This window comes from Streptomyces incanus, assembly GCF_042656345.1.
GTDB classification, from domain to species: Bacteria; Actinomycetota; Actinomycetes; order Streptomycetales; family Streptomycetaceae; genus Streptomyces; species Streptomyces incanus.
The window spans coordinates 1-14978 of sequence record NZ_JBHSPC010000036.1 but is presented as its reverse complement, the minus strand read 5'-3'; the positions used below and the strand labels follow the sequence as shown (position 1 = coordinate 14978).

The 14978-nt window shown below is 71.8% G+C and carries 13 protein-coding genes and 2 pseudogenes; 6 read left to right on the top strand and 9 right to left on the bottom strand.

Annotation, left to right across the window (positions count from 1 at the left end):
• Genes cobG through ACFP2V_RS13575 form a run of 3 tightly spaced genes read left to right on the top strand, consistent with a single transcriptional unit; the run spans position 1 to position 3469 of the window.
• On the top strand, positions 1-1308 hold the full coding sequence (gene cobG / locus ACFP2V_RS13585; protein WP_381210984.1) for a precorrin-3B synthase: 1308 nt from the start codon (positions 1-3) through the stop codon (positions 1306-1308).
• The gene (locus ACFP2V_RS13580) at positions 1305-1976 is read left to right on the top strand and encodes a precorrin-8X methylmutase (protein WP_381210613.1); all 672 of its coding nucleotides are present in this window, start codon (positions 1305-1307) and stop codon (positions 1974-1976) included. Before cobG ends, ACFP2V_RS13580 begins: the two co-directional genes overlap by 4 nt.
• A complete protein-coding gene (locus tag ACFP2V_RS13575) occupies positions 1973-3469 on the top strand; it encodes a precorrin-2 C(20)-methyltransferase (protein WP_381210610.1) in 1497 nt (498 codons plus the stop codon). Before ACFP2V_RS13580 ends, ACFP2V_RS13575 begins: the two co-directional genes overlap by 4 nt.
• Positions 3470-3482: 13 nt before the next feature.
• On the opposite strand, the gene ACFP2V_RS13570 is transcribed toward ACFP2V_RS13575, so the two are convergent.
• On the bottom strand, positions 3483-4253 hold the full coding sequence (locus tag ACFP2V_RS13570; RefSeq protein ID WP_381210608.1) for a cobalt-precorrin-6A reductase: 771 nt from the start codon (positions 4251-4253) through the stop codon (positions 3483-3485).
• Positions 4254-4312: 59 nt separating this feature from the next.
• On the opposite strand from ACFP2V_RS13570, the gene ACFP2V_RS13565 reads away from it, so the two are divergent.
• Positions 4313-5431, top strand: a complete 1119-nt coding sequence (locus ACFP2V_RS13565; protein WP_381210605.1) for a cobalt-precorrin-5B (C(1))-methyltransferase — start codon at positions 4313-4315, stop codon at positions 5429-5431.
• A gap of 122 nt (positions 5432-5553) precedes the next feature.
• Here the strand turns inward: ACFP2V_RS13565 and ACFP2V_RS13560 are convergent, their stop codons facing one another.
• From ACFP2V_RS13560 to cbiE, 3 genes are read right to left on the bottom strand one after another with little or no spacing between them, the layout of a single operon-like run.
• Positions 5554-5967 carry a glyoxalase superfamily protein gene (locus ACFP2V_RS13560; RefSeq protein ID WP_381210981.1) on the bottom strand — a complete coding sequence of 138 codons (414 nt, stop codon included), beginning with the start codon at positions 5965-5967 and terminating at the stop codon, positions 5554-5556.
• The gene (cobM, locus tag ACFP2V_RS13555) at positions 5957-6706 is read right to left on the bottom strand and encodes a precorrin-4 C(11)-methyltransferase (protein ID WP_381210602.1); all 750 of its coding nucleotides are present in this window, start codon (positions 6704-6706) and stop codon (positions 5957-5959) included. The genes ACFP2V_RS13560 and cobM overlap by 11 nt, the downstream gene beginning before the upstream one ends.
• Positions 6703-7995, bottom strand: a complete 1293-nt coding sequence (gene cbiE, locus ACFP2V_RS13550) for a precorrin-6y C5,15-methyltransferase (decarboxylating) subunit CbiE (RefSeq protein WP_381210599.1) — start codon at positions 7993-7995, stop codon at positions 6703-6705. The genes cobM and cbiE overlap by 4 nt, the downstream gene beginning before the upstream one ends.
• A 1178-nt stretch (positions 7996-9173) precedes the next feature.
• Between cbiE and ACFP2V_RS13545 the strand changes: the two genes are divergently transcribed.
• Positions 9174-10460 (top strand): phosphatase PAP2 family protein, encoded by a 1287-nt coding sequence (locus ACFP2V_RS13545; protein ID WP_381210596.1) that lies wholly within the window; start codon positions 9174-9176, stop codon positions 10458-10460.
• Positions 10461-10604: 144 nt separating this feature from the next.
• Here ACFP2V_RS13545 and ACFP2V_RS13540 read toward each other — a convergent pair whose 3' ends face one another.
• From ACFP2V_RS13540 to ACFP2V_RS13530, 3 genes are all read right to left on the bottom strand, one after another.
• Entirely contained in the window at positions 10605-10907 is a 303-nt protein-coding gene (locus ACFP2V_RS13540; RefSeq protein WP_381210593.1) for a hypothetical protein, read from the bottom strand.
• 36 nt (positions 10908-10943) lie between these two features.
• Positions 10944-11501, bottom strand: a complete 558-nt coding sequence (locus ACFP2V_RS13535; protein WP_381210590.1) for a hypothetical protein — start codon at positions 11499-11501, stop codon at positions 10944-10946.
• A gap of 331 nt (positions 11502-11832) precedes the next feature.
• Positions 11833-12378, bottom strand: coding sequence for a MerR family transcriptional regulator (locus ACFP2V_RS13530; protein WP_381210978.1), 546 nt, complete (start codon positions 12376-12378; stop codon positions 11833-11835).
• Here ACFP2V_RS13530 and ACFP2V_RS13525 point away from each other — a divergent pair.
• Positions 12289-12471, top strand: a pseudogene (locus tag ACFP2V_RS13525) (NAD(P)-binding domain-containing protein); the annotation flags it as partial. The gene ACFP2V_RS13530 and the pseudogene ACFP2V_RS13525 overlap by 90 nt on opposite strands.
• Positions 12472-12942: 471 nt before the next feature.
• Here the strand turns inward: ACFP2V_RS13525 and ACFP2V_RS13520 are convergent.
• Positions 12943-13902, bottom strand: coding sequence for a DUF5996 family protein (locus ACFP2V_RS13520; RefSeq protein WP_381210975.1), 960 nt, complete (start codon positions 13900-13902; stop codon positions 12943-12945).
• 558 nt (positions 13903-14460) lie between these two features.
• Positions 14461-14750 (bottom strand): annotated as a pseudogene (locus ACFP2V_RS13515) (transposase family protein); the annotation flags it as partial.
• Positions 14751-14978 lie beyond the last annotated feature (228 nt).

Here is a 14978-nt window from a genome sequence, read left to right as displayed (position 1 = left end):
ATGCTCGCCGCCATGTCCACGGCTTCCCTCCCTCCGTCGTCCCAGGCCACAGCGGTCTCACGGGACCGCGGTGACGCCTGTCCGGGGTCGTTGCGGCTGCACACCGCCGACGACGGCGCGCTGGCCCGGGTCCGGGTGCCCGGTGGGGTGCTCACCGTGCCGCAGGCCGAGGTACTCGCGGACGTGGCCGACCAACTGGGCGACGGCGAACTGCATCTGACCTCGCGCGGCAACGTGCAGTTGCGTGGACTGCGCGACGACTGCGGCGCCCGGCTCGCCGGGTCGCTGGACCCGGCCGGACTGCTCCCGTCACGCGGGCACGAACGGGCACGCAACATCGTCGCCTCACCGCTGTCCGGCCTCGACGGACGGGGGGTCCGGGATGTGCGGCCGTGGTTGTCGGCCCTGGACGAGTCGCTGTGCGCGAGCGAGGCGGCGCGGGCGTTGTCCGGGCGGTTCCTGTTCGCGCTCGACGACGGACGCGGCGATGTCGCCGGACTCGGCGCCGATGTGACCGTGCGTGCGGTCAAAGACGGCGGCGCCCTGCTCGTCACCGGCTCGGCGGACGAGGCCCTGCGGGTGTCCGGGGACGAGGCGCCCCGGGCCGCGCTGCTCGCTGCCGAGGCGTTCCTCGAGGTGCTGCGGGAGACCGGGGCACAGGTCTGGCGGGTCGACGAACTGAGCCTCTCCCCAGGTGAGTTGACGCATGTGATCCGGTCCCGCCTGACCGGCGCGGGCATCGACTGCGTTCCGGCGCCGAACGACCGCGCCACAGCGGAGGGGCCGCCTTTGGGAGTGATCGGGGCGGCCCTGTCCGTCCATGCTCCCCTGGGCCTTCTCACGTCCCGTCAATGGCGGACCGTGACCCGGGTGGCCGCCGGGGTCGGGGCGGGCGAACTGCGCCTGACACCGTGGCGCGGCATCGTCGTCCCCGCTCCCGGGACGAGCACGGCGACAGCGGCCGACGCGCTGGCCCGCCTCGCCGGCACCGGCCTGGTCACCGACGCCTCCTCCCCCTGGCTGCGCGTCGGTGCCTGCATCGGCCGGCCGGGGTGCGGCAGGTCACGTTCCGACGTGCGGGCGGACGCTGCCGATGCCCTCGCCGGCGCGGGCCGCTCCCCCCTGCCGTTGTACTGGTCCGGCTGCGAGCGGCGTTGCGGCCGCCCCCGGGGCGACCGGATCGATGTGGTCGCCGCCCCGGAGGGCGGCTACCGGATCGGCATGGTCGCCCAGGGGCGGCCGGCGCGCACCGCCGCCCTGGACGATCCCTCCCTCCTCGCCGCCACCCTGGCGGCGGTCACCTCATGAGCCGTACGACGACCGAGAGCAGCGAGAAGGACACCGTGACCCCCTACGACTACGAGAAGGACGGAGCGGCCATCTACCGCCAGTCCTTCGCCACCATCCGCGCGGAGGCGGACCTCGCGGCCCTGCCCGCCGACGTCAGCCAGGTCGCGGTCCGGATGATCCACGCCTGTGGAATGGTCGACCTCGTCCGCGACCTCGGTCACACGCCCGGTGTGGTGGCCCGCGCACGCGAGGCCCTGCGCGGCGGGGCTCCGATCCTCTGCGACGTGCAGATGGTGGCCAGCGGGGTGACCCGCAAGCGGCTGCCCGCCGACAACGACGTGCTGTGCACGCTCTCCGACCCGGCCGTCCCGGAGCTGGCGGCGAAGCTCGGCACGACGCGCAGCGCCGCCGCACTGGAGCTGTGGCGCGACCGTCTGGAGGGCGCCGTGGTCGCCGTCGGCAACGCGCCCACCGCGCTCTTCCGCCTCCTGGAGATGATCGAGGAGGGGGCGCCCAGACCGGCCGCCGTCATCGGCGTGCCCGTCGGCTTCATCGGCGCGGCCGAGTCCAAGGACGCCCTGGCCGCCCACCCCTCGGGCCTGGAGCACCTGGTCGTCCGAGGCCGTCGCGGAGGCAGCGCCATCGCCGCCGCCGCTCTCAACGCGATCGCGAGCGAGGAAGAATGAGCGGCAAGCTGTACGGGGTCGGGCTCGGCCCCGGCGACCCGTCCCTGATGACCGTACGGGCCGTCGAGGCCATCGCCGAGGCGGACGTGATCGCCTATCACAGTGCCCGTCACGGCCGGTCCATCGCCCGCTCCATCGCGGCGAAGCACATACGGGCCGACCACGTCGAGGAACCGCTGGTCTACCCCGTCACCACCGAGACCACCGACCACCCCGGCGGCTACCAGGGCGCCATGGACGACTTCTACGCCGAGGCGTCGGCCCGGCTCGCCGCCCATCTGGACGCGGGCCGGACGGTCGCCGTCCTCGCCGAGGGCGACCCGCTCTTCTACGGCTCCTACATGCACATGCACAAGCGGCTCGCGGACCGCTACGACACCGAGGTGATCCCTGGTGTCACGTCGGTCTCCGCCGCCGCGGCCCGCCTGGGCACCCCGCTCGCCGAGGGCGAGGAGGTGCTGACCATCCTGCCGGGCACGCTGCCCGAGGAGGAGCTGACCGCCCGGCTCGCCGCGACGGACGCGGCCGTGGTGATGAAGCTGGGGCGTACCTTCCCCAAGGTGCGCCGGGCGATGGAGCGTGCGGGGCGGCTGGAGGCGGCCCGGTACGTCGAGCGGGCCACCATGGCCGGGGAACGCCTTGCCGAACTCGCCGACGTGGAGGCCGAGTCCGTGCCGTACTTCGCGGTGGCCGTGCTGCCGAGCCAGGTCGACGCCGGGCCGGCCGTCCGGGAGCCGGGCTCCGTCGGTGAGGTCGTCGTGGTCGGAACCGGGCCGGCCGGGCCGCTGTGGCTGACGCCCGAGTCGCGCGGCGCCCTCGCCGCCGCCGACGACCTGGTCGGCTACACCACCTACCTGGACCGGGTGCCCGTACGGACCGGTCAGTGTCGCCACGGCTCGGACAACCGGGTCGAGGCCGAGCGCGCCGAGTTCGCGCTGCAGCTCGCCCTGCGGGGGCGGAGGGTGGCCGTCGTGTCCGGCGGCGACCCGGGGGTCTTCGCCATGGCCACGGCCGTACTGGAGGCCGCCTCGGCGGAGACGTACGCACATGTGCCGGTGCGGGTACTGCCGGGTGTGACCGCCGCCAACGCGGCCGCCGCCCGTGCGGGCGCCCCGCTCGGCCACGACTACGCCACCGTCTCCCTGTCCGACCGCCTCAAGCCGTGGGAGGTCATCGCCGGGCGGCTGCACGCCGCCGCCGGTGCCGACCTGGTGCTGGCCCTGTACAACCCCGGGTCGCGCAGCCGGACCTGGCAGGTCGGCAAGGCCCGCGAACTGCTGCTGGAGCACCGGGCACCGGACACGCCCGTCGTCGTGGCGCGGGACGTGGGCGGCGCCGACGAGCGGGTGCGGATCGTCCGGCTGGCGGACCTGGACCCGGCCGAGGTCGACATGCGCACGATCCTGCTGGTCGGTTCCTCGCAGACCCGGGTCGTGCGGCGGGGGGATGGCGAGGAGGTCGTCTGGACGCCCCGCCGCTATCCGGAGGCGTGAGGGCCGCGGCGGTTCAGCCGGCGTCCGGGGGTGCACACCGCGCGTATGCTTCCCGGACCCGCTGGACCGCCTGCCGGGGCTCGGCCACGACGGCCACTCCCCCGGGTGCCGGCGGCCTGCGCACCACGACCACGGGCACGCCCGCCTCACGGGCGGCCGTCAGCTTCGGTGCGGTGGCCGCTCCCCCGCTGTCCTTGGTGACCACGACGTCGATCCGGTGCCGGCGCAGCAGCTCGCGTTCCCCGTCGAGGGTGAACGGGCCGCGGTCGAGCAGCACCTCCATGCGGGGCGGATGCGGCGCCCCGGGCGCGTCCACCGACCGTACGAGGAACCACAGGTCGTCCAGGCCGGCGAAGGCGGCCAGGCCCATCCGGCCGGTGGTGAGGAAGACCCGCCGGCCGAGCACGGGCAGCAGCCCGGCGGCCTCGGTCAGGGAACCGGCCTCGTGCCAGACGTCCCCCTCGACCGGCAGCCAGCCGGGGCGCCGCAGCGCGAGCAGGGGAACACGGGCGGTGGTGGCGGCCCGTGCCGCGTTGAAGCTGATCGTGCCGGCGAAAGGGTGGGTCGCGTCGATGAGCAGGTCCACCCCGTGCCCGCGCAGCCATGCGGCGAGCCCGTCCGCCCCTCCGAAGCCGCCGACGCGCACCTCGCCGGGCGGTGTCCGGGGCGCGGCCACCCGTCCCGCCAGGGAGTTCGTCACGCGCAGACACGGCAGGGGTTCGGCCGCCAGCAGCTCGGCGAGGCGGCGGGCCTCGGTGGTGCCGCCGAGGATCAGCACATGCACGGCAGTTCCGTTCCCTTCATTCGGTTCCCTTCCCTTGAGCGAGACATGAGCAGCGACGCATGAGCAGCGAGGCCGAGGGCGGTCGCAGCGCCCAACTCAAGCACACCGGTCTGCGGCCCGGCTGGACCACCGGTGCCTGCGCGACCGCGGCCACGACCGCCGCGTACACCGCGCTGCTCACCGGTGACTTTCCCGACCCGGTGACGATCACGCTGCCGAAGGGGCAGACACCGTCGTTCGCGCTGGCCATCGAGGAGCTGACGGACTCGTACGCCATGGCGGGGATCGTCAAGGACGCCGGCGACGACCCGGACGTCACGCACGGGGCGCTGATCCGGGTGACGGTACGTCGGCTTCCCGCCGGGGCCGGGGTCTTTTTCCGGGCGGGGCCCGGCGTGGGCACGGTCACCCGCCCCGGCCTGCCGCTGCCCGTCGGCGAACCGGCCGTCAACCCCGTCCCCCGGCAGATGATGCGCGACCACGTCGCACGCGTCGCCGGACGGTACGGCGGCAGCGGCGACGTCGAGATCACCGTCTCCGTCGACGACGGCGAGGAGATCGCCCGCTCCACCTGGAACCCGCGGCTCGGTATCCTCGGCGGGCTGTCCATCCTCGGCACCACCGGCATCGTGGTCCCCTACTCGTGTTCGGCGTGGATCGACTCGATCCGCCGGGGTGTGGACGTGGCGCGGGCGGCGGGGCGCACGCACGTCGCCGGGTGCACCGGCTCCACCTCGGAGAAGACCGTCGTCGCCGAGTACGGCCTGCCCGAGGACGCTCTGCTGGACATGGGCGACTTCGCGGGCGCCGTGCTGAAGTACGTCCGACGCCACCCGGTGGACCGTCTCACCGTCTGCGGGGGCTTCGCCAAACTCTCCAAGCTTGCCGCCGGCCACCTCGACCTGCACTCCGCCCGCTCCCAGGTCGACAAGGGGTTCCTCGCCCGACTGGCCCGGCGAGGCGGCGCGGACGAGGCCCTCGCCGCCGAGGTGGCGGACGCCAACACCGGCCTCGCCGCACTCCAGCTCTGCCAGGCGGCCGGGGTGCCGCTGGGCGACCTGGTCGCGACGGTGGCCCGCGACGAGGCGCTGGCCGTGCTGCGCGGGGCGCCGGTCGCGGTCGACGTGATCTGCGTCGACCGGGCGGGCACGGTGGTGGGCCGCAGCTCCGTGGCCTGAGGGAGGGAGGGCGGGTCCGGGTCCCGGGGTTCGAGTTCCCGGTCCCACGGCATCTCCTCGGCCGGGACCTCGAACTCGGCTGCGACGGCTTCGGGTCGTGTCCCGCGTCGTGGTGCAGGGGATCAAGCGTGACGCGTTCCGGTACGAGGCCTCTGCCGATCTCCCAAGAGGCGGCGGTCCACGAGGCGCCCCGCTGAGACGGGTTGAACACCCGGTCCGGCGGAGCCGCCGCCCCCGCCCTGCGCATTCCGGCGCCTTGACCGGCCGCACCACCCGGCGGGATGCCATCCGGCTTCGAGGCCGGCGACCCTCGGATACACCGGGGTGTCCGGCCGCGCGTCGCCCTCGTGCTCCGACAGGCAGAGCCGGGCGTGCCCGCGGGTGATCTCCGTGAACACGGAAGGTCCCGGCTCGAACCGCTTCTCCTCCTGCTGGACGAAGCCCAGCCGCGCGTACCACCGCACCGCCGCCGCGGCATCGCACACCCGCCAGACCGGGACGGCCTGCTCCCTCGGGACGTCCTGCTCAGCAGGTATGCCTCTCCCGCTCGGGCGAATACAGGTGGCTGTCGCGGAACTGCTCCGCTCCCAGCGTCCGCCCGACCATGATCACAGCCGTCCGCAGCACTCCCGCGTCCTTGATTTTCCCGGCGATGTCGTCGAGCGTGCCGCGGATGATCAGCTCCTCGGGGCGGGAGGCGTACGCGACGACGGCGGCGGGGCAGTCGGCGCCGTAGTGCGGCAGCAGTTCGTCGACCACGCGGTCCGCGTACTTCGCCGCCAGGTGCAGCACGATCAGCGCACCGCTGCGGCCGAGGGTGGCCAGGTCCTCGCCGTCCGGCATGGCGGTCGCCCGGTGGGCGACCCTGGTGAGGATGACGGTCTGCCCGACCGTCGGCACGGTCAGCTCCCGCTTCAGTGAGGCCGCCGCCGCGGCGAAGGCGGGCACGCCCGGGACGACCTCGTAGGGCACCCCTGCCGCGTCCAGCCGCCGCATCTGCTCGGCGACCGCGCTGAACACGGACGGGTCCCCGGAGTGCAGCCGGGCCACGTCGTGGCCCTCCTGGTGCGCTCGGAGCAGCTCGGCCGTGATCTCGTCCAGATCAAGCTGCGCGGTGTCCACCAGCCGTGCGTCGGGCGGGCATTCGGCCAGCAGTTCGCGCGGCACCAGGCTGCCCGCGTACAGACAGACCCCGCAGGCGGCGAGCGTCCGGGCGCCGCGCACGGTGATCAGGTCGGCGGCGCCGGGTCCGGCACCGATGAAGTACACGGTCATGTGTCTGCTCCTGCTGTTCCTGGTACGGCTTCTGACGACTCGGACGTCTTCTGTGCCGCCCACTGGGTCACCGGCATCGCCTGCCGCCACCCGGTGAAGCCGCCCACGGGCACGGCGTGCGCCACGGCGAGGCGCACCAGCTCGCCTCCGTGACGCCGTCGGGCGTCGGCCAGCAGCGCCTCGGACTCCAGCGTGACGGTGTTGGCCACCAGCCGCCCGCCCGCGGGGAGCGCTTCCCAGCACGCGTCCAGCAGTCCGGGTGCGGTGAGCCCGCCGCCGACGAAGACGGCGTCCGGCCGCGGGAGCCCGGCGAGGGCCGCGGGCGCTGCGCCGGTCACCACCCGCAGCCCCGGGACGCCGAGCCGTTCCGCGTTGCGGATGATCCGCTCGGCGCGGACAGGGTCGCGTTCGACGGTGACTGCCCGGCAGGCGGGATGCGTACGCATCCACTCGACGGCGATCGAGCCGGAGCCGCCGCCGACGTCCCACAGCAGTTCGCCGGGGGCGGGGGCCAGGGCGCCGAGTGTGGCGGCGCGGACATGGCGCTTGGTGAGCTGCCCGTCGTGCTCGTACGCCTCGTCCGGAAGCCCGGGTACGGCGCCGAGGCGCAGGGCATCGGGGGCGCGGCGGCATTCGACGGCGACGACGTTGAGGGGGTCGGGGTCGTCGCCCGTGTGCGGCGGTGGCCAGTCGTCGGCAAAGGTCGCCTCGCTCGTCCGCTCCCTGTCGCCGCCGAGCTGTTCCAGCACCCGTATCCGGCTCGGCCCGAAGCCGCGGTCCCGCAGCAGGGCGGCGACCTCGCCGGGGGTGGCGGCGTCCGCGCTGAGCACGAGCAGCCGCCGGCGGTCGTGCAGGGCGGCGGCCAGGCGTGCGGTGGGCCGGCCCACGAGCGTGACGACCTCGGTGTCCTCCAGGGGCCAGCCGAGGCGGGCGCAGGCGTAGGAGACGGACGAGGGGTGCGGCAGGACCCGTACGGAGCCGGCGCCGAGCACCTCGGCGAGGGTGCGTCCGATGCCGTAGAACAGGGGGTCCCCGCTGGCCAGGACGGCGATCCGGCGGCCGGCGTGGGCCGCGAGCAGGCCGGGAACCGCGGGCCGCAGGGGTGAGGGCCAGGGCACCCGGTCCCCGTCGCATTCCGGTGGCAGAAGGTCCAGTTGGCGGGGACCGCCGATCACCACGTCCGCACCGAGCAGGGCCTGCCGCGAGGTGCCGGGGATGCCTTTCCAGCCGTCGGCGCCGATCCCGACGACGGTCACTGCGGCGGTCGGTGCGGGTCGGGCGGCGGTCACTGCTCGGTACCTCGGGGGTCGGGGGGCATCGGAGACGCACTCTACGGGGCGACGGCCTGCGCAGAGTCACGTGGGTGCCTCTCGCCGGCGATCTTGTCGCGCTTGGAGTCTTTCGTCCGGACGGAGAGCAGACCGGGAGTTGTCGACTCTTCTGAACCCCGACTGCGACCCCGGGGCCGCGCATGTCCACGGCCTGACCGCCGAGCGGCTGCGCGGGGCACCCGTCTCGAGCGAGTCGCCGGTCGGATCGGAGCGCTGTCGCAGGACCGGGTCCTCGTGGCCCGCAACGCCCGATTCGACGACGAACAGGTCGTCTTCGATGAGGACTTCGTCTTCTACGGCGTCCCGGAGAACCCCGCGGGCACGGTACGGATCCTCATCGACGGCCCGGCGCGACAGACCATCGCTATCGACTTCGCCTCACTCCCGCCCGCCTCGCGCAAGGTCGCCGCCGCAGCCGCCGTCGGCAAAGAAACGACCTGGGGCGCCCGGCCTCCGCAGGCGGCCCCACCCGCCAAAACAGCACCCCACTCGTCCGGCACCAGCCGCTCGACCCACTCCGTCACGAACGATTCAACGGTGCGTCGGCACCAAGGGAAACGGTGTCCTGGCGGGGCACCGGGCGGACCGAAGGACGGTGTGGGCGACGAGGGATACGGCCAGGCAGACGGTCTCGGTCTTCTCCTGGTGAGTCGTCATGCCCCGCCACTGCTCCCCGGACGAAGCCGGTCGGTTGGTCGATCCGCTTCGTCGCCGACCGTGAACCGGTAGCCGGGTTCGATGTACCGGCGGTATGCCAGTACTTCCGCTCGGACCACCGGTTCGCGACCTGTACACACGCTTCAGAGCCACCAGGTGGCCCGTGACACCTTCATCGCCCGCCGGACGTACAGGGTTTCCCGGCCATCCTGGACGCCGGACCACCGAGAGCGGGGCATCTGGCCTGGGCACCATTCGTGACCAGCGAAACCCGCCCTCCATACCGTTAGCATGTTTGAACTCGCGACGATCCCCCTGATCGCCCGCCCTTCACCGGCAACCATGCCAAACAGCTCAATAAGTGACCTATTTGTCTAGCATCTAGCAAACGGGCCAAACAATTGAAAAATACTCCACCACGAATATCCTCGCGCACAGACCGCACCTTTGCGTTCGCCGCGTGGCCTCAGCCACGAGCGATGCTGTGGGCCACGGCGGGTGTGGCGGCCCTCGGTTTCCTCATCGCACTGGAACTCTCCGCGCGCCACTACGGCTTGTCGGGGCCGATCACCCATCAGGCACGAGAGGTAATATTCGCTCCCCATTCGGGTCCGCTGCTGTACGCCGGTCTGGCGTTGACGATGGTGGTGCTCACCTGGCGGCAGCGGCTCGTCGCGATCGGTGCCGCGATCGGCATCGACGTCCTCTTCTGGCTGGTGCGGTGGGCGGTCGACGCCGAAATGAACTTCGGCAACGGCGCGTTGTGGGTGGTTCTGGGTTGCGCGGTCATCGCCGTCACGCGCCGTACCGGCCGGGAACGTGCGCTGCTGCTGAAGGGCGTCGGGCTGGGACTGCTGCTGGTGTCCGGCCACAAGACGGGTGACACCTGGCTGCTCATCACGTCGAAGACCCGCCCGGCGGTGCTCGACCAGTACGTGGCGACCGCCGATCACGCACTGGGCGATCCCTCGTGGCTGGTCGGCCGGATCGTCAATGCCACCGAACCGATCAGCGTCCATGGTCTCGGTCTGGTCTACGGTCAGCTCCCGCTGGCAGCGGCACTCGTCGGGCTCTACCAGTTGCGTCACGTGGCGGTCGAGCGCCGTTTCCCGGGCCATCACCTGGTGCGCACCTTCCTGGTCATCGGCCTGCTCGGGCCGGCCATCTACATGATCTTCCCGGTCGTCGGTCCGGTCTACGCCTACGGCGCCGACGGCGGACCCTGGGCGGCGGCCACCCTGTGGCCGGACACGCTGCCGCCGATCAACACCCCGCACCCGATGCCGTTCGACGAGATCACCCCGCGCAACTGCATGCCCAGCCTGCACACGGCGTGGGCCGTCACGCTCTTCATCCATTCCCGCAAGGGCTCACGGATGATGCGTTACGCGGGCACGTTCTGGTTGGTCGGCACTCTCGGCGCGACGCTGGGCTTCGGCTACCACTACGGCGTGGACCTCGTCGCCGGCGTGGTGTTCGCGCTCACGATCGAGGCGACGATGCGCTCGCTCGCACGTGGCTGGGACCGGTCGGGCATCCTGCTGGCCGCCTACGGCACGACGGTTTTCACCGTGCTCTTGGTGTCGTACCGCTGGCTGCCAAGGGAGATGGCCGCACATCCGTGGGCCTTCGGTCCCCTTCTCCTCCTGGCGATGGCCTCAGTGGTCCACAGCTACGTGCGGACCACCAGGCTGTGGGACGCGGTTGCCGCGCCTGCGCGGCAACCGGAGTCGCGCCCCGCAGGACCGCAACCCGAACTGGTCTGATGCATGGTGCATCAGGCGGTGGGCCGAGCGCTTCACGGGCGGGGCCGGCACGCTGAACACGTGCCGGCCCCGCCCCTCCAGCGGTGCTGTGCTGCCGGAGTGTCCTCCGCCGCACCTGCTCAACCCCGGTGCGGCCGTCCCGCCTCAACCGTCGGGGCCGCGCCGACCGCTCGCCGCGCTCGTCTGCGGTCCGCCCCTGACGAGATCCGGCGTAGGCGGCGATGCGCAAGCGACGCAGGCGTCCGGTGGGACGCAGGCCGGGCAGACCGTGGACGTAGGGGTCGTAGGACACCGTGCTGGTGACAGGCGTGACGTGTCCGCTTCCAGGGCCAGCGAGGCGAAGGTACGCCAGGGTTCGCCTCCGGCGGCCGCGCGCAGTTCGGCCACCACCTTGTCCCGTGCCCACGCCTCGAGCCAGGCACCGTCGACCAGTACGAGACGAGTCATGCCCCGCACGGTGACACGCGTCACCAACAACGCCGTTCACTCGCCGTCGGCGGTGGGCTCGTCCTCCTCCCGTTCGCCGTCCGGCCCCTGGGCCCGCACCCGCTGGACGTGCTCCAGGGACTCACGCAGTTCGGTGAGCCAGTCGTCGGTGTGCCGCTGGACCAGGCGCACGCACCAGGCCAGCGCCTCGCTGCGGCTGCGGGCCACCCCGCCGGCGATCAGCGTGTCGAGGACCAGGCGCTCCGGCTGGCGCAGCCGGGTCATGACGGGCGCGGCGACATGGGTGAACAGGGCGCGCCGCCCGTCGCACTCCACCCCCCAGGAGACCTTCCGTCCGAAGCGGTGTTCCGCGTCCCGGGCGACCGCGATCCGGGCGTCCCGGGTGCGTTCCCGGAACTCCTGGATCCGGCCCTCGGTCGCCGCTTCCCGCTCGGCCGGAGAGGCGTCCTCGACCGGCTGAGGTCCGGAAATGCGTCCGATCACCGTGATCTCCTCGCGGTCGACCGTGACCTCGGCCAGTTCCTCGAAGAGATCGTCGGGGAGCCGGCCGGTGAACCAGCCCCTCAGTTGCTCTCGCTGCTGTGTCGTAATCATGTAATGACGATTACTCGGCACCTTCATGAACACAAGGGGTCACGGAACGGTCTGCCGACAGCAGAATCTGAATGTTTCAGGTCCATTGGCCTGGGGCTTTCACGGTGCTGGGCGTACCGGATGTTGATCGAATGAGTAGAGAGCCCTACCGACCTGGGAAGATGGGCTTGCCGAAGGCCCCCTCCACCGCGGGAAAGAAGTTCCTCACCAGGTGAAGCGTGCGGCCCCGTCTCCGCGTGTTCGCGTCCAGGCCGGAGCGTCGGCGGTGGTCTCGCAGGTCGGCGGGTGCTGCCGGCCGAGACGGTCTCGCAAGACGGGGCGCCCCGGCTGCTCAGGCGGGGACGGGCTCCAGGGCGGCATCGTCAAGGGGTGGATAGCTCTCGTCGCCCATTCGCTCGGCCGCATCGATGCAGTCGGCAAGAGCGTCGCGGGATTGAGCGGGCCTGTCCATCTGATCGTCCAGTCGCCGCAGCCGTGACCGCATCGCGGCCAGCGACTCGGGACACCCGAGCAGCTCCGGGGCTTCTCTGAGCGCATAGGACAGCAGATGCACGATGCCCCCGGAGGACAACCCGACACCAAGCAGGTGCCGGATCCACTTCACCCGCAGCCCGACGCTTTCGTCGTACTCGCGGTAACCGTTCGTTCCGCGGTCTGCCTCCAGCAGGCTCTGGGCCTCGTAGGAGCGCAACTGATTGGCGTTGACGCCCGTCCGACGACTCAGTTCCCCGATCCGCACCGAAACCCGCTTGACCTTCACACCGGTATCAGCGTTGACGATGCTGCCATGAACAACAAAACCGCTACATCCGTGACAGACCTCGGACTCGGACTGATGGGCCAGGCACTCGCCGGCGCATTCCTGAAAGCCGGGCATCCCACGACCGTGGGCAACCGGAAGGCCTCCGAGGCCGACCAGTTGGTGGCCGAGGGCACACGGCTGAAGCCAACGGTTGGCGACGCGCTCAAGGCAGGTTCCCTGACGATCATCTGCGTCACCGACTACCGGGCCACGCACGAGCTGTTCGGCGCGAGCGATGTCGAGCCGGGCGGCACGACGTTGATCAGTCCGACCTCGGGCCGTCCGCCCCATGTCCGGTCCGAGGACGCGGTGCGGGACCTGATACACCGTGACAGCCATGTCCTCCCGAAGCTGCCGCAAAGCCAAAGGAGTGTACGGGGGCGATCGAACAGGCAGCCGCCCCGAAGGGCGGGGGCGCGATCCGACTGCCGCGCGCCGGGCCGGGCCGCTGTCCGCCCCGCCCCCGTCACACCAAGCCGCGGCTACAGGGCTTGCTCCACGCGCGACCCGGACGGCCACTTCATCGAGGTGGGCCAGGCAACGGGACTGCTCCAGGGTGTCCTGGCACGCATCGGCACCTGTCCGGGGCGGTGCCCCGGTGACCACGCCAGCGGGCCGGGCCGCGACGGCGTGCGGGCCTCAGCCGGACGCGGTACCAGGCCCGTGGACCCGCAGTTGCGGGTCCGTCACCCCGCCGGGACATGCCATCCGCTCGATCTCCCAGCCGGCGCGCCCGGCGCCGGCCCGGTACGCGCTTTCATAGAAGGCGAGTACGGCAGCGCGCGGGTCGGCCTCGGTACGGACCTCGTCGTACCGCAGCACGGCCAGGTGGCTGTTGCCACGGGCAAGCCAGCGTGCCGCCGCGGGCCGGAGCGGCTCCTCCGCCAGGTGCGCGGGCTCCGGAGCGGTGTAGGAGTAGAACGCGGGCTCGGGGAAGGTGTCGTCTCCGAACCAGAAACCGAAACTGATCACTTCCCGGGAGTACGCCTCCCGGGTGACCGGGTCGATCTGCTCGGGCTGCTCGATGTGGCGCCCGGAGAACCGGCTGTGGGCGATGTCGAAGGTGTGCCAGAAGTGGTGCACCGGACTGACCTTCCCCGAGTACCCCGCGGCGAATTCCTCCAGCACGGACGCCACCTGGCTGAGGACCCGCCAGTAGCGGTTGGCCTGCACGGGATCGTAGGTCGAGTGCTCGGTGTCCTCGGCGAACGGTCGGCCGGAGTCGGGGAGGTCGAAGGGCCTGGGTACGGCGAGCCGCACCCGGACGCCCAGCGCGGCCAGCGAGTCCATGACCGCGTGGTAGAAGGACGCCACGGACCGGCCGGTGAGCGGGAAGGAGATCTCCCGCCCGTCCAGAGTCGAAACAACCAGCTGATGCGCGACGAAGTCGAAGTCCATCGCGAAGATCGGATTACCGTCGACCTGGCCCATCGGGCGACTGGTGGTGCCACGCCCCGTGAGGTGCAACGGGATATTCCACCAGTGATTACGCTGAGCGCTGGCGGCGAGCCGGATCTTCCCGACGATCTGCGCGAAGCGATGGAGAGTCTCTTTGGTGTCGCGCCACCCGGCGAGCGGGATCGGCGGAAACAGTTCCATTGTCATCCCTTTCCCTCCCCCCAACGCTCCTGGACGGCCGGACGAGGCCTGGATGACCATGATGACCACGCCCGACAGGTGCGGCACCTCCTCGAACCCGGAAGGCCTATCGGCGTGCGCCGGCGAGGCCGTGCCCACGCAAGCCGCCCTCCCCCCGAACCAAACCGATGTCGTGGCACCGCTCTTCGACCAGGATCCGGACCGTTCCCGGACCGGCGAGCCGCTCCGGGCGTCGAGCTGCACTGTGTGTGCTGGCCGGCGATGTGCCGTTGCCGTACCACCAGCAGACGAAGAACCTGCTGGTTTCACTCTGCCAGGGCATCTCCTCCACGCGGCAGGAGCAGGATCGCTCCCCGCCACGGCCGCTCGCGCCTTGTCGACTCTTCACAAAACGGCGGGGAGAGCACCGAACTCCCCCGCCGGCGCGCGACCCAGCCGCCCGCCAGGTCAACGTTCGTCCGGCCGCTTCGGCTCGATCAGGGGCCCATCGGGCCCCGGACAGATCGCTGGGCACGGCTTCCGCTGGCTCACGCCGTAGCGTGGGAGCGTGAGGGCCGGAGCCTTCGGCGACGCGGTGCGGACGGCGCCGGCCAGGCTAGGGGCGAGAGCGGCCAGGAGGTCGACGGCCTCCGTGACGTAGCGGTATGCGGTCGTGGTTTGACGCCGAACCCGGCCGCGAGCTGGGCGTACGTGTGTCCCGTGCGCTGGTGGGCGAGTGTGGGGAGGGCTTGGCGGCCGGTGCTCGGTCGCCCATGGGAGCCGATCGCGCGGCGGTGCCGCCGCAGCTGCCGAGCGAGGAAGCGAAGGGAAGAGCTGGAGACGTCGATTACAGACGGGTGAACAAGCATGTGAAACCTGTGGCGGCGACGGTTCTCTTGGTCGAAAACCCATCTGTCGGGGGCTTCACCACGTTGTCACCCTGACTGTCCCTCCGCAGGGGAACTCGTCGCAGGAGTCGTTCGGGATGTCGTCGTACATGTACACGAACGGGTCGCTGCCTTTTCTTCGCAGGTGCAGCGTAAGCATTCAGAAGGTGGTCGGCGGTCGCGTTGCCTGACGATGTGACAGGCAGTGGG